The sequence below is a fragment of the Microbacterium sp. Root53 genome (assembly GCF_001426925.1).
GTDB lineage: Bacteria > Actinomycetota > Actinomycetes > Actinomycetales > Microbacteriaceae > Microbacterium.
The window spans coordinates 48,689-68,714 of the sequence record NZ_LMFR01000003.1 but is presented as its reverse complement, the minus strand read 5'-3'; the positions used below and the strand labels follow the sequence as shown (position 1 = coordinate 68,714).

The 20,026-nt window shown below is 71.7% G+C and carries 19 protein-coding genes and 1 tRNA gene; 14 read left to right on the top strand and 6 right to left on the bottom strand.

Annotated elements, in window-relative coordinates:
* Window positions 1-372: 372 nt before the first annotated feature.
* From ASD19_RS02670 to ASD19_RS02660, 3 genes are all read right to left on the bottom strand, one after another.
* Window positions 373-445, bottom strand: a tRNA-Arg gene (locus ASD19_RS02670).
* Window positions 446-545: 100 nt separating this feature from the next.
* Window positions 546-1,145 carry a hypothetical protein gene (locus ASD19_RS02665; RefSeq protein WP_055988558.1) on the bottom strand — a complete coding sequence of 200 codons (600 nt, stop codon included), beginning with the start codon at window positions 1,143-1,145 and terminating at the stop codon, window positions 546-548.
* A 76-nt stretch (window positions 1,146-1,221) separates the two neighbouring features.
* On the bottom strand, window positions 1,222-2,691 hold the full coding sequence (locus ASD19_RS02660; protein ID WP_230668240.1) for a glyceraldehyde-3-phosphate dehydrogenase: 1,470 nt from the start codon (window positions 2,689-2,691) through the stop codon (window positions 1,222-1,224).
* A 372-nt stretch (window positions 2,692-3,063) separates the two neighbouring features.
* Between ASD19_RS02660 and ASD19_RS02655 the strand changes: the two genes are divergently transcribed.
* The 12 genes from ASD19_RS02655 (at window position 3,064) to ASD19_RS02605 (ending at window position 12,734) form a co-directional block, all read left to right on the top strand.
* Entirely contained in the window at window positions 3,064-3,702 is a 639-nt protein-coding gene (locus ASD19_RS02655) for an FAD-dependent monooxygenase (RefSeq protein ID WP_055988556.1), read from the top strand.
* Window positions 3,671-3,754: a hypothetical protein gene (locus tag ASD19_RS14965; RefSeq protein ID WP_442922494.1), complete on the top strand. Its 84-nt coding sequence runs from the start codon at window positions 3,671-3,673 to the stop codon at window positions 3,752-3,754. The genes ASD19_RS02655 and ASD19_RS14965 overlap by 32 nt, the downstream gene beginning before the upstream one ends.
* A 1-nt stretch (window position 3,755) precedes the next feature.
* On the top strand, window positions 3,756-4,196 hold the full coding sequence (locus tag ASD19_RS02650; protein WP_055988554.1) for a MarR family winged helix-turn-helix transcriptional regulator: 441 nt from the start codon (window positions 3,756-3,758) through the stop codon (window positions 4,194-4,196).
* Between the two features lie 101 nt (window positions 4,197-4,297).
* On the top strand, window positions 4,298-4,483 hold the full coding sequence (locus ASD19_RS14575; RefSeq protein WP_055988552.1) for a hypothetical protein: 186 nt from the start codon (window positions 4,298-4,300) through the stop codon (window positions 4,481-4,483).
* 74 nt (window positions 4,484-4,557) lie between these two features.
* Window positions 4,558-6,051, top strand: a complete 1,494-nt coding sequence (locus tag ASD19_RS02640; RefSeq protein ID WP_055988550.1) for a fumarylacetoacetate hydrolase family protein — start codon at window positions 4,558-4,560, stop codon at window positions 6,049-6,051.
* Window position 6,052: 1 nt separating this feature from the next.
* The gene (locus ASD19_RS02635; RefSeq protein WP_055988548.1) at window positions 6,053-6,706 is read left to right on the top strand and encodes a GntR family transcriptional regulator; all 654 of its coding nucleotides are present in this window, start codon (window positions 6,053-6,055) and stop codon (window positions 6,704-6,706) included.
* Between the two features lie 26 nt (window positions 6,707-6,732).
* The gene (hpaE, locus tag ASD19_RS02630) at window positions 6,733-8,256 is read left to right on the top strand and encodes a 5-carboxymethyl-2-hydroxymuconate semialdehyde dehydrogenase (protein ID WP_055988546.1); all 1,524 of its coding nucleotides are present in this window, start codon (window positions 6,733-6,735) and stop codon (window positions 8,254-8,256) included.
* A gap of 47 nt (window positions 8,257-8,303) precedes the next feature.
* A complete protein-coding gene (gene hpaD / locus ASD19_RS02625; RefSeq protein WP_055988544.1) occupies window positions 8,304-9,473 on the top strand; it encodes a 3,4-dihydroxyphenylacetate 2,3-dioxygenase in 1,170 nt (389 codons plus the stop codon).
* Window positions 9,474-9,483: 10 nt separating this feature from the next.
* The gene (gene hpaH, locus ASD19_RS02620) at window positions 9,484-10,269 is read left to right on the top strand and encodes a 2-oxo-hept-4-ene-1,7-dioate hydratase (RefSeq protein WP_055988542.1); all 786 of its coding nucleotides are present in this window, start codon (window positions 9,484-9,486) and stop codon (window positions 10,267-10,269) included.
* Complete coding sequence (locus ASD19_RS02615; protein WP_235562946.1) at window positions 10,266-11,066, top strand: HpcH/HpaI aldolase family protein; 801 nt, start codon at window positions 10,266-10,268, stop codon at window positions 11,064-11,066. Before hpaH ends, ASD19_RS02615 begins: the two co-directional genes overlap by 4 nt.
* 94 nt (window positions 11,067-11,160) lie before the next feature.
* Window positions 11,161-11,970 (top strand): nucleotidyltransferase domain-containing protein, encoded by an 810-nt coding sequence (locus ASD19_RS02610; RefSeq protein WP_055988539.1) that lies wholly within the window; start codon window positions 11,161-11,163, stop codon window positions 11,968-11,970.
* A 77-nt stretch (window positions 11,971-12,047) separates the two neighbouring features.
* Entirely contained in the window at window positions 12,048-12,734 is a 687-nt protein-coding gene (locus ASD19_RS02605; protein ID WP_055988538.1) for a GntR family transcriptional regulator, read from the top strand.
* A gap of 16 nt (window positions 12,735-12,750) precedes the next feature.
* On the opposite strand, the gene ASD19_RS02600 is transcribed toward ASD19_RS02605, so the two are convergent.
* Window positions 12,751-14,160 carry an MFS transporter gene (locus ASD19_RS02600; protein ID WP_055988536.1) on the bottom strand — a complete coding sequence of 470 codons (1,410 nt, stop codon included), beginning with the start codon at window positions 14,158-14,160 and terminating at the stop codon, window positions 12,751-12,753.
* A 178-nt stretch (window positions 14,161-14,338) separates the two neighbouring features.
* On the opposite strand from ASD19_RS02600, the gene ASD19_RS02595 reads away from it, so the two are divergent.
* Both ASD19_RS02595 and ASD19_RS02590 read left to right on the top strand, forming a co-directional pair.
* Window positions 14,339-15,778 carry a sensor histidine kinase gene (locus ASD19_RS02595; protein WP_055988533.1) on the top strand — a complete coding sequence of 480 codons (1,440 nt, stop codon included), beginning with the start codon at window positions 14,339-14,341 and terminating at the stop codon, window positions 15,776-15,778.
* Complete coding sequence (locus ASD19_RS02590; RefSeq protein WP_055988531.1) at window positions 15,775-16,446, top strand: response regulator; 672 nt, start codon at window positions 15,775-15,777, stop codon at window positions 16,444-16,446. Before ASD19_RS02595 ends, ASD19_RS02590 begins: the two co-directional genes overlap by 4 nt.
* A 113-nt stretch (window positions 16,447-16,559) precedes the next feature.
* On the opposite strand, the gene ASD19_RS02585 is transcribed toward ASD19_RS02590, so the two are convergent.
* Both ASD19_RS02585 and ASD19_RS02580 read right to left on the bottom strand, forming a co-directional pair.
* Window positions 16,560-19,067, bottom strand: a complete 2,508-nt coding sequence (locus tag ASD19_RS02585; protein ID WP_055988529.1) for a DEAD/DEAH box helicase — start codon at window positions 19,065-19,067, stop codon at window positions 16,560-16,562.
* 98 nt (window positions 19,068-19,165) lie between these two features.
* Entirely contained in the window at window positions 19,166-19,996 is an 831-nt protein-coding gene (locus tag ASD19_RS02580; protein WP_055988528.1) for a DNA-formamidopyrimidine glycosylase family protein, read from the bottom strand.
* Between the last annotated feature and the right edge of the window lie 30 nt (window positions 19,997-20,026).

Sequence of the window (20,026 nt, the reverse complement as noted above, 5' to 3'; positions counted from 1 at the left end):
CTTGGCCTCATCGAGCATCCGCAGCGCGCGCTCGCGCATCTCGGGAGAGTACTTCCGGTTCATCGCGTTCCATCCTTGCTTCAAGAACGGAACGAAACCCAGGCCGATTCACCCTGTACCGGGAAGAATCCGTGCCCATACCGGACGCCGGGCTCATCTGGCAGAGATGTCCTGCAGCACTGTCAGGGATGTCCTGATGCACCGCCCGCTGGGGATCTCGCAGCCTCGATCTAGTGCACACATAGGTGCACACATACGTGTGGTGTGCTGTGACGCCATGTGGCGTCTTCGCCACTCGCGCGATCATCCGCACAAACAAGAAAAGCGCCGGTAAACCGGCGCTTTTCTCAAGGTTACTGTCTCAACACAGTGCGCGCCCGAAGGGACTCGAACCCCTAACCTTCTGATCCGTAGTCAGATGCTCTATCCATTGAGCTACGGGCGCTCATGCCGTTGCCGTGGCAACCCGTCTACTGTACATCATGCCGCGGGGCCTCCGCGAATCGGGCCCCCTCCGGGACGCACCCCGGGCGCGTCGCGCCGCGTCAGGCCTCGTCGGCGTCGTCGCCCGCGCCGGAGCCGCCCTCGGCGGCCGCGCCGACCTTGCGCTTGCGCCGGGCCTGCGCCGAGAGCTTCTGCAGGTCGACCAGGCGCAGCGCCTGCATGCGCGCCTCGCGCATCGACTCGTAGTCGGGGTCCTGGTCAGGGCGCATGGCCTCGATGCGCAGCCGGCCCTCGAGGTTCGCCTCGACGTCGTGCCACGCGGCCTCGCGGGCGTGCTCGACGATGCCGCGCAGCTCGTCGACGTCCTCGGCCTTCAGGCGCAGCGCCTTGGCGACGCCCGAGTACTGCTTGGCGCGGCGGCGCAGGTTGCGCACGTCGCGGTCGCGGTAGTCGTGCGTGCCGTGCGGCTGCGTGTGGCGACCCCACGCGGCGCGGCGCGCCTTGGTGACAGCCGCGGCCGCCCCGTCCTGCTCGTCGGCCAGCGCGATGAGCGCATCCCGGGCCGCGTCTACGAAGTGATCCGGATCGAACGACTCCCCCAGCGAGATCGTGCTCACCAGGATGGTGTTCTTGACCGACAGGCGCGCCGCCGCGAGCGCGATGGCCACGCCCTCGTCGATGGCATCGGCGTTGCGTCCCACCGCACCTCCTGATCACGATCCGAACCGGCGATACCGCCTCTACGAGCGTAGACGTCGCCGGCCCGGATCGTCCTGATCAGACGGCCGCGGGCACGGCCTCGCGCGGCGCCTCGTCGACGAGCTCCTCGACCGGCTCGACGTCCACCGGCCGGGCGACGACCGGCTGGCGCTCGGGCAGGACGGTCGGGTGCGCGCCGGCCATCTTCTCGACCACGCGCACCACCTGGCACGAGTAGCCGTACTCGTTGTCGTACCAGACGTAGAGCACGACGTTCTCGCCGTCGGCGATGGTCGCCAGCCCGTCCACGATGCCGGCGCGGTTGTTTCCGACGAAGTCCGTGGAGACGACCTCGGGCGACTCGATGTAGTCGATCTGCTGGCGCATGGGCGAGGTGAGCGACACCTGGCGCAGGAACGCGTTGAGCTCGTCCTTGGTGGTCGGGCGGGCGAGCTGCAGGTTCAGGATCGCCAGCGACACATCCGGGGTGGGGACGCGGATCGCGCTGCCCGAGAGCTTGCCGGCCAGCTGCGGCAGCGCCTTGGCGACGGCCTTGGCGGCGCCGGTCTCGGTGATGACCATGTTCAGCACGGCGGAGCGGCCGCGGCGGTCGCCCTTGTGGAAGTTGTCGATCAGGTTCTGGTCGTTCGTGAACGAGTGCACGGTCTCGACGTGGCCGCGGACGACGCCGAACGACTCGTCGAGCACGCCCAGGATGGGCGTGATCGCGTTGGTCGTGCACGACGCGGCCGACAGGATCCGGTCGTCGGCCGTGATGTCGTCGCTGTTGACCCCGAACACGATGTTCTTGAGCGCGCCCTTGCCGGGCGCGGTGAGCAGCACGCGGCCGGCGCCCTTCGACTGCAGGTGACGCGACAGCGCCTCCTCGTCGCGCCAGCGGCCCGTGTTGTCGACGATGATGGCGTCGCGGATGCCGTACCGCTCGTAGTCGACCGTGGCCGGGTCGTCCGAGTAGATGACCTGGATCAGCGTGCCGTTCGCGAGGATCGTGTCGTTCTCCTCGTCGATCTCGATCGTGCCGGCGAAGGGGCCGTGCACCGAGTCGCGGCGCAGCAGGCTGGCGCGCTTCTTGAGGTCCATGTCGCCGCCCTTGCGGACCACGATCGCCCGCAGGCGCAGCCCCGAGCCGTTGCCCGTGTGGGCGAGCAGGATGCGAGCGAGCAGGCGGCCGATGCGGCCGAAGCCGTACAGCACGACGTCGGTCGGCCGCGGCGTCTCGGCGTCGATCACGGCCGCGAGCTCGGCGCGGATGAAGTCGTCGAGGTGGGCGTCCTCGTACGTGCCGCCGAGCTCGTCGTAGCGCGACACGAGGCGGGCCACGTCGATCGACGCGGCCCCCGGCGCGATGCGGGCGATGCCCTCGAGCACCGCAAGGGTCTTGACCGGGTTCAGCACGTCGTCGCCGGTCTGGCGCGCGAAGCGGTGGGCCTTGATGATCTCGATCGGCGACCGGTTGATGAGCCGGCGGCCGTGGATCGACGGCACGATGCCGTGCGTGCGGTAGAGGCGCCCGATCAGGGGGATCATCCGCTCGGCCAGCTCCTCGCGGGCGGTCCATTCCGCCCGGTGAAGCTCGTACTGGGGCGCCTCGAACTTCTCGCTCACGGTCGCTCATCACTCCTTCGTCGATGCGGGCGGATCGCGCCCGGATGTCACGGTGCCCGACGTTCGTCGTCGCGCAGTTCGAGAATACGAACGTTCTCACCGGCCTTTCCGAGCAGAGCGACGTCAAGATCCGCGATTCTTTCGCGATCGGCAGGATCGGATCAGCGAGACTCCGCCGCTTGCGCCGACGAGCCCGAGCGCCTTTCGTTTGTGCACGTACGGTTTCCGTTGGTGCACGTATGAATTCACCCGGCGGCCGTGCGCGACGACGACGTCCGTTGCGAAGGAGCACACGTGCAGTACCACCTCGACGGCTACCGGCCCGGCAACCCGACGCTCGAGCCGGCCCTCCCCGGCCGCCCCGCGGGTCCCCTCCGCGACGGCGACGCCGTCGACGTGCTGATCGTGGGCACCGGCCCCGCCGGCATGATGCTCGCCGCGCAGCTGTCGGTGTTCTCCGAGATCGAGACCCGCATCGTCGAGCGCAACCCGGAGCCGCTGCGGATCGGCCGCGCCGACGGCGTCCAGGTCCGCACGGTCGAGACGTTCCAGGCCTTCGGGCTGGCCCGGCAGATGATCGACGAGGGCTACCACATCACGCAGACCGCGTTCTGGGGCCCGGACCCCGAGCACCGCGACCGGATCGCGCGCACGCACCGCGTGCCGGACGACGACCAGGGCCTGTCGGAGATGCCGCACCTCGTGGTCAACCAGGCGCGCATGCAGCAGTACCTGCAGTCGTTCATGGATCGCCGCCCGTCGCGCCTGCGGCCCGACTACGGGATCGAGTTCGTGGGCCTGGAGATCGACCGCGACGCGGCCGACCACCCGGTCACCGTCGCCCTGCGGCGCGCGCGGCATCGACCGCGAGCGCGGCGCGGTCGTGATCGTGCGGCCCGACATGTACGTGGCCGAGGTGCTGCCGCTCGATGAGACGGCCGAGCTCGCCGCGTTCTTCTCGCGCGTGCTCGTGGAGCGTGGCTGACATGGCCGGCGAGGCCCCCGCCGCGACGCGGCGCCCGCTCGACGGCCTCGCGGGGCACCTCGTGCGGCGCGTGCAGCAGCGCCACACGGCGCTGTGGGCCGAGGTGGTCTCCCCCGTCGTGACCGGGCCCCAGTACGCCGTGCTGGCGGTGCTGGCCGAGCAGCCCGGCTCGAGCCAGCGCGAGCTCGGCGCGGCGCTCGATCTGGACGCCTCCACCATCGCGGGCCTCGTCGCGCGGCTGGAGTCGCGCGGCCAGATCTCGCGCGAACCCGACGAGGTCGACGCGCGCAAGAAGACGCTGCGCCTCACGCCCGCCGGCGAGACGCTGCGGGCCTCGCTCGCTCCGCGCGTCGACGCGCTCCAGGACGCGCTCACGGGCGCGCTCACCCCGGGAGAGCGAGAGCAGCTGCGCGACCTGCTGCACCGCATCCTCGCCGACTGACCCGATCCCCGGATCCGGCCGGCCCGGATCCCTCCACCCGCGCCCGAGAAGCGGCGCCGACCCGGCATCCGCCACCCCGCACCGACGAAGGAGTCCCGCCCATGACCGCCACCTCGACGACCACGACGCGCGTGCGGGCCGACCGCGCCCGCGTGACGTTCGCCACCGTCGTCGGCACCACCGTCGAGTGGTACGACTACTTCGTCTACCGCGACCGCCCGGGCATCCCGCTGGGGATGGACCACGAAGCCGAGCAGGCGCAGAGCCCGATCCGCTTCGTGCGCTGAGCGGGCCCTTCCCCTCGCTCGCCAGATCGTATATTATTTCAGATACGACCCTCGATCAGAGCAAAGGAGCTCGAGTGACCACCGAGCCGACCGACCCCCGCTTCGCCGCGCTGCCCCAGGCGCCCGGCAAGATCATCGCGGTCCACCTCGCGTACGAGTCGCGCGCCGCGCAGCGCGGCCGCCGCCCCAAGGCGCCGTCCTACTTCTTCAAGCCCGCGAGCTCCGTCGCCGCCAGCGGCGCCGAGATCGAGCGCCCCGCCGGCACCGAGCTGCTCGCGTTCGAGGGCGAGGTCGCGCTGATCATCGGCACGCCCGCCCGCCGCGTCCCGCTCGAGCGCGCGTGGGACCACGTCGGGTGGGTGACCGCCTCGAACGACTGGGGCCTGTACGACCTGCGCGGCAACGACAAGGGCTCGAACGTGCGCAACAAGGGCCGCGACGGCTACACGCCGCTCGGCCCGCAGTTGATCGACGCTCGCACGGTCGACCCGTCGGCGCTGCGCGTGCGCACGTGGCGCAACGGCGAGCTCGTGCAGGACGACACGACGTCGGACGACCGGATGATCTTCCCGCTCGCGCAGTTCGTCGCCGACCTGTCGCAGCACTTCACGCTAGAGGTGGGCGACGTCATCCTGACGGGCACGCCCGCGGGCTCGTCGGTCGCCGTCCCCGGCGACGTGATCGAGGTCGAGGTCGACGCGCCGGACGCTGAGGGCTCCCCCACGAGCGGCCGCCTGGTGACCCGCGTGGTCGAGGGACCGGGCGACTTCGACGAGAACATCGGATCGCTCCCGAGCGTCGACGACCTGCAGCGCGAGGAGGCCTGGGGCTCGCGCGAGGCCGCCGGCCTGCCGCCGATCGAGGCCACCGCGTCCGTGCTCACCGACACCCTGCGCGCCAAGCTCATGGAGGCGCCCGTCGCGGGGCTGTCGCAGCAGCTGCGACAGCGCGGCATCCGCGGCGTGTTCATCGACGGGCCGAAGAGCGACACCCCCGGCGCCAAGCTCGTCGGCACGGCCAAGACGCTGCGCTTCGTGCCGCTGCGCGAGGACCTGTTCACGACGCACGGCGGCGGCTACAACGCCCAGAAGCGCGTGTTCGACGCGGTCGAGCCGGGCGAGGTGATCGTGATCGAGGCGCGCGGCAACGCGGGCTCGGGCACGCTCGGCGACATCCTGGCCCTGCGCGCGAAGGCACGCGGCGCCGCCGGCATCGTGACCGACGGCGGCGTGCGCGACCACGCGCAGGTCGCGTCGTTCGACATCCCCGTGTTCTCGCAGGGCGGGCACCCGGCCGTGCTCGGCCGCTACCACGTGCCGTGGGAGGGCGACGTGACGATCGCGTGCGGCGGCGCCACGGTGCAGCCCGGCGACATCATCGTGGGCGACGACGACGGCGTGATCGTGATCCCCCCGCCCCTCGCCGAGGAGGTCGCGGACGCGACGCTCGCGCAGGAGGCCGAGGACGCCTGGATCGCGACGCAGGTCGAGGCCGGGCACCCGGTCGACGGCCTGTTCCCGATGAACGCCGAGTGGCGCGCCCGCTACGAAGCCGAGACCGGTGCCTGACATGGCCTCCGCCGTGGCCGCCGAGAGCAAGTCGGAGCGCGCGTACGAGTGGATCCGGGAGCGGATCCAGCGCCGCGAGTTCAGCCCCGGCTACCGCCTCGTGCTCGGCCCGATCGCGCAGACGCTCGGCATGAGCGTCGTGCCCGTGCGCGAGGCCATCCGCCGCCTCGAGGCCGAGGGCCTGGTGGAGTTCGAGCGCAACGTCGGGGCGCGCGTGTCGCTCGTCGACCGCGAGGAGTACGCCCACTCGATGCAGACGCTCGGCGTCGTGGAGGGCGTCGCGACCGCGCTCGCGGCCCCGCTCCTCACGCCCGCCGACCTCGACCGCGCGGAGGCGGTCAACCAGCGGCTGATCGCGCTGCTGGACGACTTCGACCCCATCGCCTTCACGCGCCTGAACCGCGAGTTCCACTCGGTGCTGTTCGAGACGTGCCCCAACCCGCACATCCTCGACCTGGTGCACCGCGGCTGGACCCGCCTGCACAACCTGCTCGACTCCACGTTCGCGTTCGTCCCCGGCCGCGCGCATGAGTCGGTGCGCGAGCACGCGCAGATCCTCGAGCTCATCCGGTCCGGCGCCGCGCCGATCGAGATCGAGCTCGCCGCCCGGCAGCACCGCTGGGGAACCATGAACGCCTACCTGACCTCCCACTGATCCGAACCCTCCCGAAGGAGCCCCGCATGAGCACTCCCGTGACCGAGCGGCACGTCCCCGCGGACCTGCCCGCCAAGATCCAGCACTACATCGGCGGCAAGCACGTCGACTCGATCGACGGCGACACGTTCGACGTGCTCGACCCGGTGTCGAACGAGACCTACCTGCAGGCCGCCGCGGGCAAGAAGGCCGACGTCGACGCCGCCGTCGCCGCCGCCCGCAAGGCCTTCCTCGAGGGCCCGTGGCCCAAGATGCTGCCGCGCGAGCGCTCGCGCGTCCTGCACCGGATCGCCGACATCGTCGAGTCGCGCGACGCCCGCCTCGCCGAGCTCGAGTCGTTCGACTCGGGCCTGCCCATCACGCAGGCGCTCGGCCAGGCCCGCCGCGCGGCCGAGAACTTCCGCTTCTTCGCGGACCTGATCGTGGCGCAGGCCGACGACACCTTCAAGGTGCCGGGCCGCCAGATCAACTACGTCAACCGCAAGCCGATCGGCGTCGCGGGCCTCATCACGCCGTGGAACACGCCGTTCATGCTCGAGTCGTGGAAGCTCGGCCCCGCGCTCGCGACCGGCAACACGGTCGTGCTCAAGCCCGCTGAGTTCACCCCGCTGTCGGCCTCGCTGTGGGCCGGCATCTTCGAGGAGGCGGGCCTGCCCGAGGGCGTGTTCAACCTCGTGCACGGCTTCGGCGAGGACGCGGGCGACGCGCTCGTGAAGCACCCGGACGTGCCGCTCATCTCGTTCACGGGCGAGAGCCGCACGGGCCAGATCATCTTCGGCAACGCGGCCCCGTACCTGAAGGGCCTGTCGATGGAGCTCGGCGGCAAGTCGCCCGCCGTGGTGTTCGCCGACGCCGACCTGGAGGCCGCGGTCGACGCCACCATCTTCGGCGTCTTCTCGCTGAACGGCGAGCGCTGCACGGCGGGCAGCCGCATCCTGGTCCAGCGCGACATCTACGACGAGTTCGTGGAGCGCTACGCGGCGCAGGCCAAGCGCGTCAAGGTCGGCTACCCGCACGACCCCGCGACCGAGGTCGGCGCGCTCGTGCACCCGGAGCACTACGAGAAGGTCATGTCGTACGTCGAGATCGGCAAGGGCGAGGGCCGCCTGGTCGCCGGCGGCGGCCGCCCCGAGGGCTTCGACGAGGGCAACTTCGTCGCGCCCACGGTGTTCGCCGACGTCTCGCCCGATGCCCGGATCTTCCAGGAGGAGATCTTCGGCCCGGTCGTCGCCATCACGCCGTTCGACACGGACGAGGAGGCGCTCGAGCTCGCCAACAACACCAAGTACGGCCTCGCGGCCTACATCTGGACCAACGACCTCAAGCGCGCGCACAACTTCGCGCAGAGCGTCGAGGCCGGCATGGTGTGGCTCAACTCGAACAACGTGCGGGACCTGCGCACGCCCTTCGGCGGCGTCAAGGCCTCGGGCCTCGGCCACGAGGGCGGCTACCGCTCGATCGACTTCTACACCGACCAGCAGGCCGTGCACATCACGCTCGGCAAGGTCCACAACCCCACGTTCGGCAAGGAGGGCGGCTCGGCTCACTGAGCGCCGCCCGACATCCGGATCCCCAGAACAAAAGCAAGGACGCTGACATGACCGACACCACCGACCGCCGGGGCACCAAGACCTCCTCGGGCTTCTTCGTCTCGCAGGAGGCGCCCATCGAGGCCGCCAACGCCGTCGCCACCCCCAAGGCGCCCGCGCCGGACATCCTGCGCTGCGCCTACATGGACCTCGTCGTGACCGACCTGCAGAAGTCGCGCGAGTTCTACGTCGACATCCTCGGCCTGCACGTGACCGAGGAGGACGACGAGGCGATCTACCTGCGCTCGACCGAGGAGTTCATCCACCACAACCTGGTGCTGCGCAAGGGCCCGATCGCGGGCGTCGCCGCGTTCTCGTACCGCGTGCGCACCCCCGAGGACCTCGACAAGGCCGTCGCGTTCTACGAGGAGCTCGGCTGCCGCGTCATCCGCAAGCCGGAGGGCTTCACCAAGGGCATCGGCGACTCGGTGCGCGTGGAGGACCCGCTGGGCTTCCCGTACGAGTTCTTCTACCAGACCGAGCACGTCGAGCGGCTGTCGTGGCGCTACGACCTGCAGTCGCCCGGCGAGCTCGTGCGCCTCGACCACTTCAACCAGGTCACGCCGGATGTGCCGCGCGCCGTGCGCCACTACCAGGACCTCGGCTTCCGCGTCACGGAGGACATCCAGGACGAGGACGGGGTCGTCTACGCCGCGTGGATGCGCCGCAAGCCCACCGTGCACGACACCGCCACGACCGGCGGCGACGGCCCGCGCATGCACCACGTCGCGTTCGCCACGCACGAGAAGCACAACATCCTCGCGATCTGCGACAAGCTCGGCGCGCTGCGCCGGTCGGACGCGATCGAGCGCGGCCCCGGCCGCCACGGCGTCTCGAACGCGTTCTACCTCTACCTGCGCGACCCCGACGGCCACCGCGTCGAGATCTACACGCAGGACTACTACACGGGCGACCCCGACAACCCGGTCGTCACGTGGGACGTGCACGACAACCAGCGCCGCGACTGGTGGGGCACCCCGGTCGTGCCCAGCTGGTACACCGAGGCCTCGCTCGTGCTCGACCTCGACGGCAACCCGCAGCCCGTCGTGGCCCGCGAGGACAAGAGCGAGATGGCCGTGACCATCGGCGCCGACGGCTTCTCGTACACGCGTCCCGAGGACGACGCCGAGATGCCCTCGTGGAAGCTGGGCGAGTACAAGCTCGGCAACCAGCTGTGAGGATGGGCGCATGCTGACATCGGAGCAGATCGCTCAGATCGCCGAGGAGCTCGCCGAGGCGGATCGCACGCACAGCGTGATCCCCCGCATCACGGCGCGGTTCCCGGAGGCGACCGTGGAGGACTCGTACGCGATCCAGGGCATCTGGCGCGACAAGAACCTCGAGGCGGGCCGCCGCCTCGTCGGCCGCAAGATCGGTCTGACGTCCAAGGCGATGCAGCAGGTGACCGGCATCACCGAGCCCGACTACGGCGTCATGTTCGACGACACCGTGTGGGAGTCGGGCTCGGTGATCCCCGCGGCGGACTTCTCGAACATCCGGATCGAGGTCGAGCTCGCGTTCGTGCTGAAGGAGCCCCTCGAGGGCCCCGCGTGCTCGCTGTTCGACGTGCTGCGGGCGACCGAGTACGTCACGCCCGCGCTCGAGGTGCTCAACTCGCACATCGAGATGGAGGGCCGCACGATCGTCGACACCATCTCGGACAACGCCGCGTACGGCGGCATGGTGCTCGGCGGCCGGCCCATGCGGCCCGACGACATCGACCTGCGCTGGATCGGCGCGATGCTGTACCGCAACGAGCAGATCGAGGAGACCGGCGTCTCGGGCGGCGTGCTCGGCCACCCCGGCAACGGCGTGGCGTGGCTCGCGAACAAGATGCACCAGCACGGCGACCGCCTCGAGGCGGGCGAGATCATCCTGGCCGGCTCGTTCACGCGCCCGGTGTGGGCGACGGCGGGCGACAGCATCCTGTGCGACTACGGCCCGATGGGGGTGATCTCGTGCAGCTTCCGGTGACACGTCTCTCTCCGACACTGCGGCACCGGCTGGCGGCGACGGATCGCGCGCTGGCCGGCGGATGGGTCTGCTCCGGCTCCCCCGTGATGGCCGAGATCATGGCCGGCTCGGGCCTCGACTGGCTCATGATCGACATGGAGCACGGCCCGATCGGGCTCGGCGAGGTGCAGGCGATGCTGCAGGCGGCGTCCGGGTATCCCGTCACGACGATCGTGCGCGTGCCGGCGAACGACGCCGTGTGGATCAAGCAGGTGCTCGACCTCGGCGCGCAGACGATCATGGTGCCGATGGTGTCGACCGCGGAGCAGGCCGCCGCGGCCGTCGCGCACGCGTCGTACCCGCCGAAGGGGCACCGCGGCGTGGGCAACGCGCTCGCGCGCTCCGGGCGCTGGAACCGTGTCGATGACTACCTCGCGAACGCCGCCGAGCACACGTCGGTGATCGTGCAGATCGAGACCTCGGAGGGCGTCGAGAACGCCCAGGCGATCGCGGCGACCCCGGGCGTGGACGGCGTGTTCGTCGGCCCGAGCGACCTCGCCGCCTCGATGGGGCTGATCGGGCAGCAGACGCATCCGGATGTCGTGGCGGCCGTGCGGCGCGCGTTCGAGGGCGTGCAGGCGGCCGGCAAGCCCGTCGGCGTCAACGCGTTCGTCGAGTCCGCGGCCCGCGGCTACGTCGAGGCCGGCGCGCGGTTCCTGCTCGTGGGCGCCGACGTGGGCCTGGTCGCCCGCGGCTCGGAGGCACTCGCGAAGACCTTCATCCCCGCCGCCGACGCGACCGAGCGCGCGTCGTACTGAGCCCCTTGCCCCGAGCTGTCGCTTCGTTGCGGCAGTTCGGGGCAATCGGCGCTCCCGGCCCCCGCGGGCCGGGCGCGCGCCTAGGCTCGGGCGCATGATGGATCAGCGCCGGCTCCGGCAGATGGCGGATGCGCTCGCCGGCCTCCCGGGGATCGTCGCCGTGTCGCTCGGCGGCAGCCGCGCCCGGGGCACGCATCGGCCCGACTCGGACTTCGACCTCGGCGTGTACTACCGCGCCGGCGAGCTCGACCTCTCGGCGATGGGCGCGGTGGCCGCCCGGTGGACCGGCGAGTCCGCCCCCGTGGCCGCGCCGGGCGACTGGGGCCCGTGGGTCGACGGCGGCGCCTGGCTCGACGTGGAGGGCACCAAGGTCGACTGGATCCTGCGCGACGTGGCGCGCGTCGAGGAGCAGTGCGACCGGGCCGCCCGCGGCGAGTTCGCGTTCCATCCGCAGCCGGGCCATCCGCTCGGGTTCCTCGACGTGTCGTACGCGGGCGAGGTCGCCACGGCGATCCCGCTGCACGACCCATCCGCCGTGCTCGCGGGGCTCGCGGCGCGCGTGACGCCGTACCCCGAGCCGCTGCGCAAGGCGATGCTCGACGGCCTGTGGCAGGCCGACTTCCTGCTCGAGGCCGCGCAGAAGGGCGCGCGTCGCGCCGACACGACCTACGTGGCGCTGTGCCTGTCGCACGCCGCGATGCTCGTCGCCCACGCCTGGCACGCCGCCGCCGGCGCGTGGGTCATCAACGAGAAGGGCCTCGTCCCGAGCGCCGTGCGCCTCGGTCCCGGCCCCCGCCGCTTCGTGGACGTCGCCACCGCCGCGCTCGCGCGCCCCGGCGCGACGCCCGAGGAGCTCGCCGCGACCATCGACGCGCTCCGCGCCGCGCCGCGCCCTGCCGCCTGAGCCGGACCCGGGCCACGCCCCACCGGTGCGGCGGACATGCGCCGAGGCTCGTCGCATTCCTCGCCTATATTGCATAAGTGGCCCGACGCGGTGATTCCGAGACCCTGAGCGCCGAAGCCCGTGAGCGTCTGCGACACGACATCCTCGCCGGGCGATGGGCGCCGGGAGACAAGCTCCAGCTGATCGCCCTGTCGGAGGATTACGGCACGAGCAGCACCGTCGTGCGAGAAGCGCTCACCCGCCTGACGGCCGTCGGTCTGGTGGAGTTGATACCCAATCGTGGGTTCTTCGTGCCCCGTCTCTCACTCGCGGAGCTTCGCGACTTCAACGAGCTTCGCTGTCGTTCGGAGGAGTTCGGCATCGCGTTGGCCATCGAACGCGGCGACCTCTCCTGGGAATCAGGGATCTTCGGAGCGCATCACACGCTCGAGCGCACGCCGCCGCTCGGTGTGGACGGGACGTTGAACGCGGACTGGGTCGCCGCCCACGCGGAGTTCCATCTGCACCTGATCTCCGCCTGTGGACTGCCCGTCCTGATCGAGCTTTCGCGGAGTCTGACCGACCGAGCGTCGCTGTATCTGCGCTGGTCCAGGGCCGTCACGCGCTCACTCGCCGACGCGACGAAGCGCGATCATCGTGAACTCCTCGATGCCGTGGCCGATCGCGACGGCGAGCGAGCGGGCACGCTGCTGCGCGCCCACTACACGCGGCTCACGGAGCACATCCTCGGCGAGGGCCTCATGCCGGAGGCCGCCGCCGGCTGAGCGGGCCGCGAATCAGTCACGCCCGGTCGCGCCCGCGCCGCGGCAGCAGGAACGCGAGGCCGAACATCGCCCCGGCGCACACGGCCGATGCCGTGAACACCGCGGTCGACGAGGCGATCACCGTGCCGGCCGCGTGGACGTCGCCGCCGCGCGACGCGGCGATGCCGTTGGCGATCGCGCCCATCGCCGCGGCCAGCACGGCCTGGCCGATCGACCGCGCGAACATCACGGTGCCCGACGCGACGCCGCGCTCCTCCCACGCCACGCTGGACTGCACCGCGACGAGCGAGGGCACGGCCGCGAAGCCGAAACCGAGGCCCGCCGCGAACAGGATGACGGCCACGAGCGGGATGCTGGGCCAGCGCGCGACGAGCGCGATCGCGACGGCCGCCACGAGGACGAGGGCCGTGCCGCCGATGATCACGGGGCGGAACCCGAACCGCAGGTACAGCCGTCCCGACAGCGCGGCGGCCACCGGCCATCCGAGGGTCAGGGTCGCGAGCGCAAGCCCCGCGAGCAGCGGCGTCGCGCCCGCGCTGCCCTCGAGGTAGGTCGGGATGTACGCGGTGTAGCCGATCAGGACGCCGCCCAGGATCAGGTTCAGCAGCGCGGTCGAGGCCACGACAGGCCGCGTGAAGATCCACAGGGGCAGCACGGGCTCGGGCGCCCGGCGCTCGACCAGCACGAACAGCAGCATGAACACCGCTCCCCCGGCGAACACCGCGAGCGAGACCGGCGAGTCCCATGCCCACGCGACGCCGCCCTCGAGCACGCCGAGCAGCAGCAGCGCCAGGCCGACGGTGAGCAGCGCGGCGCCCGCCCAGTCGATGCGGTGATCCCGCCGCTCGAGGCGCTCGTGGTACGCGCGGGCGATGAGGACGTACGCCAGGACGCACAGCGGGACGTTGATGAAGAAGATCCAGCGCCAGATGTCGAACTGCGCGAACAGCCCGCCGAGCGTGGGGCCGATCACCGACGAGGCGCCCCACACGCTCGCGACGTAGCCCTGCACGCGGGCGCGCTCCTCGAGCGTGTAGATGTCGCCCACGATCGTGATGGTCATGGGCAGGATCGCGCCGGCGCCGACGCCCTGCAGCGCGCGGAACACGATGAGCGACGGCATGTCCCACGCGGCCCCGCACAGCACAGAGCTGACGAGGAACACCGCGATGCCGAGCAGCAGCACGGGCTTGCGGCCCAGCTGGTCGGCCAGCTTGGAGTACACGGGCGTCAGGACGGACTGGGCGAGCAGGTAGATCGAGAACAGCCAGGGGAACGCCTCGTAGCCGCCGAGGTCGGCCACAATCGAGGGCACGGCGGTCGCGACGACGGTGGCGTCGATCGCGACCAGCCCGGTCGAGACCATCACGGCGAGAAGGACGGGCCCGCGCTCGCTGCGAAGACCCACGGCGGCGGGGGATGTCACGCGTTCATCGTTTCATCTCGCGGAACCCCCGGGGCCCGTTCGCGCCGAAGTCTTCCGCCGATCCTCACGGCGCCGTGAGGAATCCATGAGGATCGCCCGGCGCCCTCTCGCGTGCGGAGTACGCTCAGCGCGGAGAGTGGAGGACCGGATGAGCGAGCGTGCGGTGAGGCTTCCCCGCGTGAGCACGGGGGCGCTCGGCCGGGGACGAATGACGGCGGGCTTCGCGGTGGCGCTCGCGGTCGGGCCGCTGCTGTCGTGGCTGCTGTTCACGGTCGCGCACGAGGAGACCCTCGCGGTCAACGTGCTCGCCTATCAGCTGCTCGTGGTCGTGGTCGCCCTGATCGGCGGCATCTGGCCCGCCCTGTTCACGGCCGTCCTGTCGGGCTTCACGCTCAACTTCCTGTTCCTGCATCCGCTGTTCACCATCACGATCGCCTCGCCGACGCATGCGCTGTCGCTCGTGTTCTACGTGGCGAGCGCGGTGCTCGTGAGCTGGATCGTCGACCAGGCCGCGCGCCGCGCCCGCGCGGCCGAGCGCGCGGCCGCCGAGGCCGAGCTGCTGGCGAGCATCTCGGGGAGCGTGCTGCGCGGCGAGAGCGCGGCGCAGGCGCTGGTGACCCGCGCGCGCGAGGCGTTCCACGCGACCGGCGCGCGGCTCGTCGACCTGGACGGCCGGATGATCGCGGCCGACGGCGAGCCGCCCCGCGACGGCCGCGCGCCGTACTCCGTCACGGTGGGCGCGGCGCGCACGCCTCGTGCGACGCTCGAACTGCACGGCACGCGGCTGGGCGAGTCCGAGCGCCGCCTGCTCACCGTGGTCTCGGCCCAGCTGGGCGCCGCGCTCGAGCACCAGCGCCTCACCGAGGCCGCCCGCGAGGCCGACGCCCTGGCCGCGGCCGACTCCGTGCGCACCGCGCTGCTCTCCGCCGTGAGCCACGACCTGCGCCGCCCGCTCGCGTCCGCGGTGGCGGCGGTGGGCGGATTGCGCGCGCCGGGCAGCACGCTGTCCGAGGCTGATCGCACCGAGCTTCTGGCCACGGCCGACGAGAGCCTCCGCACGCTGTCGACGCTGGTGGCCGATCTGCTCGACGTGAGCCGCATCGAGGCGGGCGTGCTGGCGGTGTCGGCCGCGCCGCTCGACGCCGAGGAGGTCGTGCTCGCGGCCGCGGACGAGCTCAAGCTGCCGCCCGAGCGCCTCGACCTGGCGCTCGATCCGCACATGCCGCCGCTGTCCGCCGACCCGGTGCTGCTGCAGCGCGTGATCGTGAACCTGCTCGCGAACGCCGACCGGCACTCCCCCGCCGGCTCACCCGTGCGCATCGAGACGTACGCGTCGGGGCGGTGCGGGCGGATCCGCGTGGTCGACCACGGCCCGGGCGTGCCCGCCGGCAAGCAGGACGAGATGTTCGCGCCGTTCCAGCGGATGGGCGACACCGACAACTCCGCCGGCCTCGGCCTGGGCCTCGCGCTGTCCCGCGGCTTCACCGAGGGGATGGGCGGAACGCTCACGCCGTCGGACACGCCCCGCGGCGGCCTCACGATGACGGTCGAGCTTCCGCTCGCCGCGCCCCGCCCGCGGCACCCCGCGGCCGCGACCGAGCCTGGAGCCGACGCGTGAAGATCCTGATCGCCGACGACGACCCGCAGCTCATCCGCGCGATGCGCATCACGCTGGGCGCGCATGGATACGACGTGGTCACGGCGGCCGACGGCGCCGAGGCGATCGCGGTCGCGGCGCAGACGAAGCCCGACGTCGTGCTGCTCGACCTCGGCATGCCGCGCCTGGACGGCGTCGAGGTGATCCAGGCGCTGCGCGGCTGGAGCGACGTGCCGATCCTGGTCGTGTCCGGCCGCACCGGATCGGGCGACAAGGTCGACGCGCTCGACGCGGGCGCCGACGACTACGTCACCAAGCCGTTCCAGATCGACGAGCTCCTGGCGCGCCTGCGGGCCCTCGCGCGGCGGATGGGCACGCCGACCGGCGAACCGGTGGTGACCTTCGGCGAGGTGGTGGTCGACCTGGTGGCGAAGACCGTGACGCGCGGCGGCGAGCCCGTCCACCTCACGCCGACCGAGTGGCGCATTCTCGAGTTCCTCGCCCGCAACCCCGGCGCGCTCGTGACCCGCCAGACCCTGCTCAAGGACATCTGGGGCACGGATCAGGTCGCCGACTCGGGCTACCTGCGCCTCTACATCTCGCAGCTGCGCAAGAAGCTCGAGGCCGATCCGGCCCGCCCGCGCCACCTCCTCACCGAGCAGGGCATGGGCTACCGCCTCGTCGGCTGACGCTCCGGACGCCCGTGAGCCCTACTCCTTGACGGCGCCGGCAGTCAGGCCGTCGACTCCCGGTCGTTGAGCGGAGCGAAGCGGAGTCGAAACGCGTCGAAGCCGCCGACGGGCTACAGGCGCGCGACCTCGGTCACGCGCACCACGGCCGCGCCCACCTCATCCGACTCCGCCAGGTCGACCTCGGCGCGGATGCGCCAGTCGTGGTTCCCCTCGGGGTCGTCGATGACCTGCTCGACGGTCCACGTGCCGGGGGCCTCCGTGATCCGGCACAGCTGCGGCGAGCGCGCGGCGCCCGAGATGCCGATCGAGTCGTGCTCGGCGAAGTACGCGTCGAGCGCCTCGGGCCAGCCGGCATCCGGGTCGAGCTCGACCAGCTCGTCGTCGGCCTCCCGGGCCGCCAGCTGCACGCGCCGGAACATCTCGTTGCGCACCAGCACCGTGAACGCGCGGCGGTTCGAGGTGAGCGACGGCGGCGCGGGCGGCACCACGGGCTCGTCCGACCCGTGGGCGTCCTGCTCCGAGACCAGGGCCTCCCACTCGTCCACGAGGCTCGAGTCGACCTGCCGCACCAGCTCGCCCAGCCACTCGATGATGTCGAGCAGCTCCTCCGTGCGGGCCTCAGCCGGCACGGTCTGCCGGATGGCGCGATACGCGTCGCTGAGGTAGCGCAGCACGAGCCCCTCGCTGCGGCCGAGCTGGTACCAGGAGACGAACTCCGCGAAGCTCATGGCGCGCTCGAACATGTCCCGCACGACCGACTTGGGCCTCAGCTCGAAGTCGCGCACCCACGGCTGGCTGGTCGCGAACACCTCGAACGCCTGCGCGAGCAGCTCCGCGAGCGGCTTCGGGTACGTGACATCCTCGAGCAGCGCCATCCGCTCGTCGTACTCGATGCCCTCGCGCTTCATGGCGCCGACGGCCTCGCCGCGCGCCTTGAACTCCTGCTGCGACAGGATGGCGCGCGGGTCGTCGAGCGTCGCCTCGATCACGCTGACCACATCGAGCGCGTAGTGGCCGGTGCCGGCGGATCCGGGCGCGTCCTCGGGATCCAGCAGCTCGATCGCGGCGAGCGCGAACGGCGACAGCGGCTGGTTGAGGGCGAAGTTCGGCTGCAGCTCGACGACGAGTCGGATGTCGCCCGCGCCCGTCACCTCGACGATGCCCGCGTCGCGGAGGGTGCGGAAGATCGCGATCGCGCGTCGGGCGAGCGCGTACTTGCGGGCGCGCGGCTCGTGGTTGTCGAACACCAGCGACCGCACGTTCGCGAACACGTCGCCGCCGCGTCCGATGACGTTGATGATCATGGCCGACGTGATCTGCAGCTGCGGCGTGAGGGGCTCGGGCTCGGCATCGACGAGCTTCTCGAACGTCGCCTCGCTCCACGACACGAAGCCGGCGGGCGCCTTCTTCCGCTGGATCCGCTTGCGCTTGGCCGGGTCGTCGCCGGCCTTGCGCAGCGCCTGCTCGTTCTCGATCTCGTGGTCCGGCGCCATCACGACGACGTTGCCGTGCGTGTCGTAGCCGGCACGGCCGGCCCGGCCCGCGATCTGGTGGAACTCGCGCGCCGACAGGCGCCGCATCCGGGTCCCGTCGTACTTGGACAGCGCCGAGATCAGCACGGTGCGGATGGGCACGTTGATGCCGACGCCGAGCGTGTCCGTGCCGCAGATCACGCGCAGCAGGCCGCGCTGCGCGAGCGTCTCCACCAGGCGGCGGTAGCGCGGCAGCATGCCCGCGTGGTGCACGCCGATGCCCGCGCGCACGAGGCGCGAGAGCGTCTTGCCGAAGTTCGTGGTGAAGCGGAACCCGCCGATCGCCTCGGCGATCGCGTCGCGCTGCTCGCGCGTGGCGACCTTGACGTTCGCGAGCGCCTGAGCGCGCTCCATGGCCGCGGCCTGCGCGAAGTGCACGATGTACACGGGCGTCTCGCGCTCCTCGAGCAGGCTCTCGACCAGCTCGTGCGCCGCGCGCTTCTCGTACGAGAAGTGCAGCGGCACGGGGCGCTCGGCTCCCGCGACCAGCGCGGTCGTCCGGCCGGTGCGGCGGCTGAGGTCGGCGCGGATCTCCGTGGTGTCGCCGAGCGTGGCGCTCATCAGCAGGAACTGGGCGCGCGGCAGGAGCAGCAGCGGAACCTGCCACGCCCATCCGCGATCCGTGTCTCCGTAGTAGTGGAACTCGTCCATCACGACCTGGTCGACGTCGGCGTCGGCGCCTTGCCGCAGGGCCAGGTTCGCGAGGATCTCGGCCGTGCAGCACACGATGGGCGCATCCGGGTTGACCGACGAGTCGCCCGTCACCATGCCCACGTTCTCGGGTCCGAAGATGTCGACGAGCGCGAAGAACTTCTCGCTCACGAGGGCCTTGATGGGCGCCGTGTAGTACGTGCGGCCGCCGCGCGCGAGCGCCACGGCGTGCGCCGCGATCGCGACCAGCGACTTGCCGGTGCCGGTGGGGGTGGCGAGGATCACGTTCGCGCCCGACACCAGTTCGATCACGGCCTCGTCCTGGGCCGGATAGAGGCTCAGCCCCTCGCCCTCGGCCCACTGCACGAACGCGTCGTAGATCCCGTCGGGGTCGCCGTCCGTCGCGCGCACGGACTCGAGAAGGGTGGAGGGCATCCCGTCGAGTCTGCCTCACGCGCCCCGCGATCGAGAATCGGTGCGGATCGGCCCTTCCGGGCGCTCATAAGGGCCGGACGGCACCGGACGACCCCGGGTCACCGCTCGAGCGGGACCCCGCCGTTCTGGCACGTGGCGCAGTACTGCGCGTTGCCCTTGGAGCCCGGCACGTCACGCACCTCGTCGCCGCACACGGGGCACGGCTCGCCCGTGCGCCCGTGCACGCGCATCGCCGCGACCTTCTCGGCCTTCTGCCGGTCGATCGGGATGTCCCGGCGTGCGACGAAGGCGCTGCCGAGCACCTCGCGGATCGCGGCGAAGAGGCGCACGCGCTCGTCCTCGGTGAGCGCCGCGGCGTGCGCCGTGGGGGCGAGCTTCGCGACGTGCAGGATCTCGTCCGAGTACGCGTTGCCGATGCCCGAGAGCGACTCCTGCTCCTGCAGCAGCGCCTTGAGCTGCTTGCGGCGGCGGCCCGTGATCCGGTCGAACACCTCGCGCGTGAAGGCGTCGCTCACCGGATCCGGTCCGAGCTTCGCGATGGACGCCTCGCTCGTGGGGTCATCGGTCACCGTGAGGCTCAGCGACAGCCACTCCCCCGCGTCGCTCACGGCCAGCTCCGCGCCGTCCTCGAACCCGATCCGGGCGATCGCCGGCGGCGCGTCGTCGGGCTCGGGGTCGCCGTCCTCGCGCCAGCGGGCCCAGCCCGCGCGGCCGAACCCGATCAGCAGGCTCGGCCCATCGGTGTCGAGCGCTACATGCTTGCCGAACCGCCGCACGCCGGTGACCCTGCGACCGTGCAGCTGCTCGGGGCGCCTCTCACGCGACTTCCACGCGCGGAACTCCTCCAGCTCGATCCCGGCGATCACGCGGCCGGTCGCGGTCGCGCGCAGGAACCCGGCGAGCGCATCCACCTCGGGCGATTCGGGCATGCGGCCATCCTGCCCCGCCCGCAGCGCGTG

Coding starts and splice junctions, on each gene's coding strand:
- ASD19_RS02660 (WP_230668240.1), bottom strand. CDS start 2,691: ATGATCCCCCTGATCGGGCGCCTCTACCGCACGCACGGCATCGTGCCG.
- ASD19_RS14965 (WP_442922494.1), top strand. CDS start 3,671: ATGTACGTGGCCGAGGTGCTGCCGCTCGATGAGACGGCCGAGCTCGCC.
- ASD19_RS02650 (WP_055988554.1), top strand. CDS start 3,756: ATGGCCGGCGAGGCCCCCGCCGCGACGCGGCGCCCGCTCGACGGCCTC.
- ASD19_RS14575 (WP_055988552.1), top strand. CDS start 4,298: ATGACCGCCACCTCGACGACCACGACGCGCGTGCGGGCCGACCGCGCC.
- ASD19_RS02635 (WP_055988548.1), top strand. CDS start 6,053: ATGGCCTCCGCCGTGGCCGCCGAGAGCAAGTCGGAGCGCGCGTACGAG.
- hpaE (WP_055988546.1), top strand. CDS start 6,733: ATGAGCACTCCCGTGACCGAGCGGCACGTCCCCGCGGACCTGCCCGCC.
- hpaD (WP_055988544.1), top strand. CDS start 8,304: ATGACCGACACCACCGACCGCCGGGGCACCAAGACCTCCTCGGGCTTC.
- hpaH (WP_055988542.1), top strand. CDS start 9,484: ATGCTGACATCGGAGCAGATCGCTCAGATCGCCGAGGAGCTCGCCGAG.
- ASD19_RS02610 (WP_055988539.1), top strand. CDS start 11,161: ATGATGGATCAGCGCCGGCTCCGGCAGATGGCGGATGCGCTCGCCGGC.
- ASD19_RS02585 (WP_055988529.1), bottom strand. CDS start 19,067: ATGCCCTCCACCCTTCTCGAGTCCGTGCGCGCGACGGACGGCGACCCC.
- ASD19_RS02580 (WP_055988528.1), bottom strand. CDS start 19,996: ATGCCCGAATCGCCCGAGGTGGATGCGCTCGCCGGGTTCCTGCGCGCG.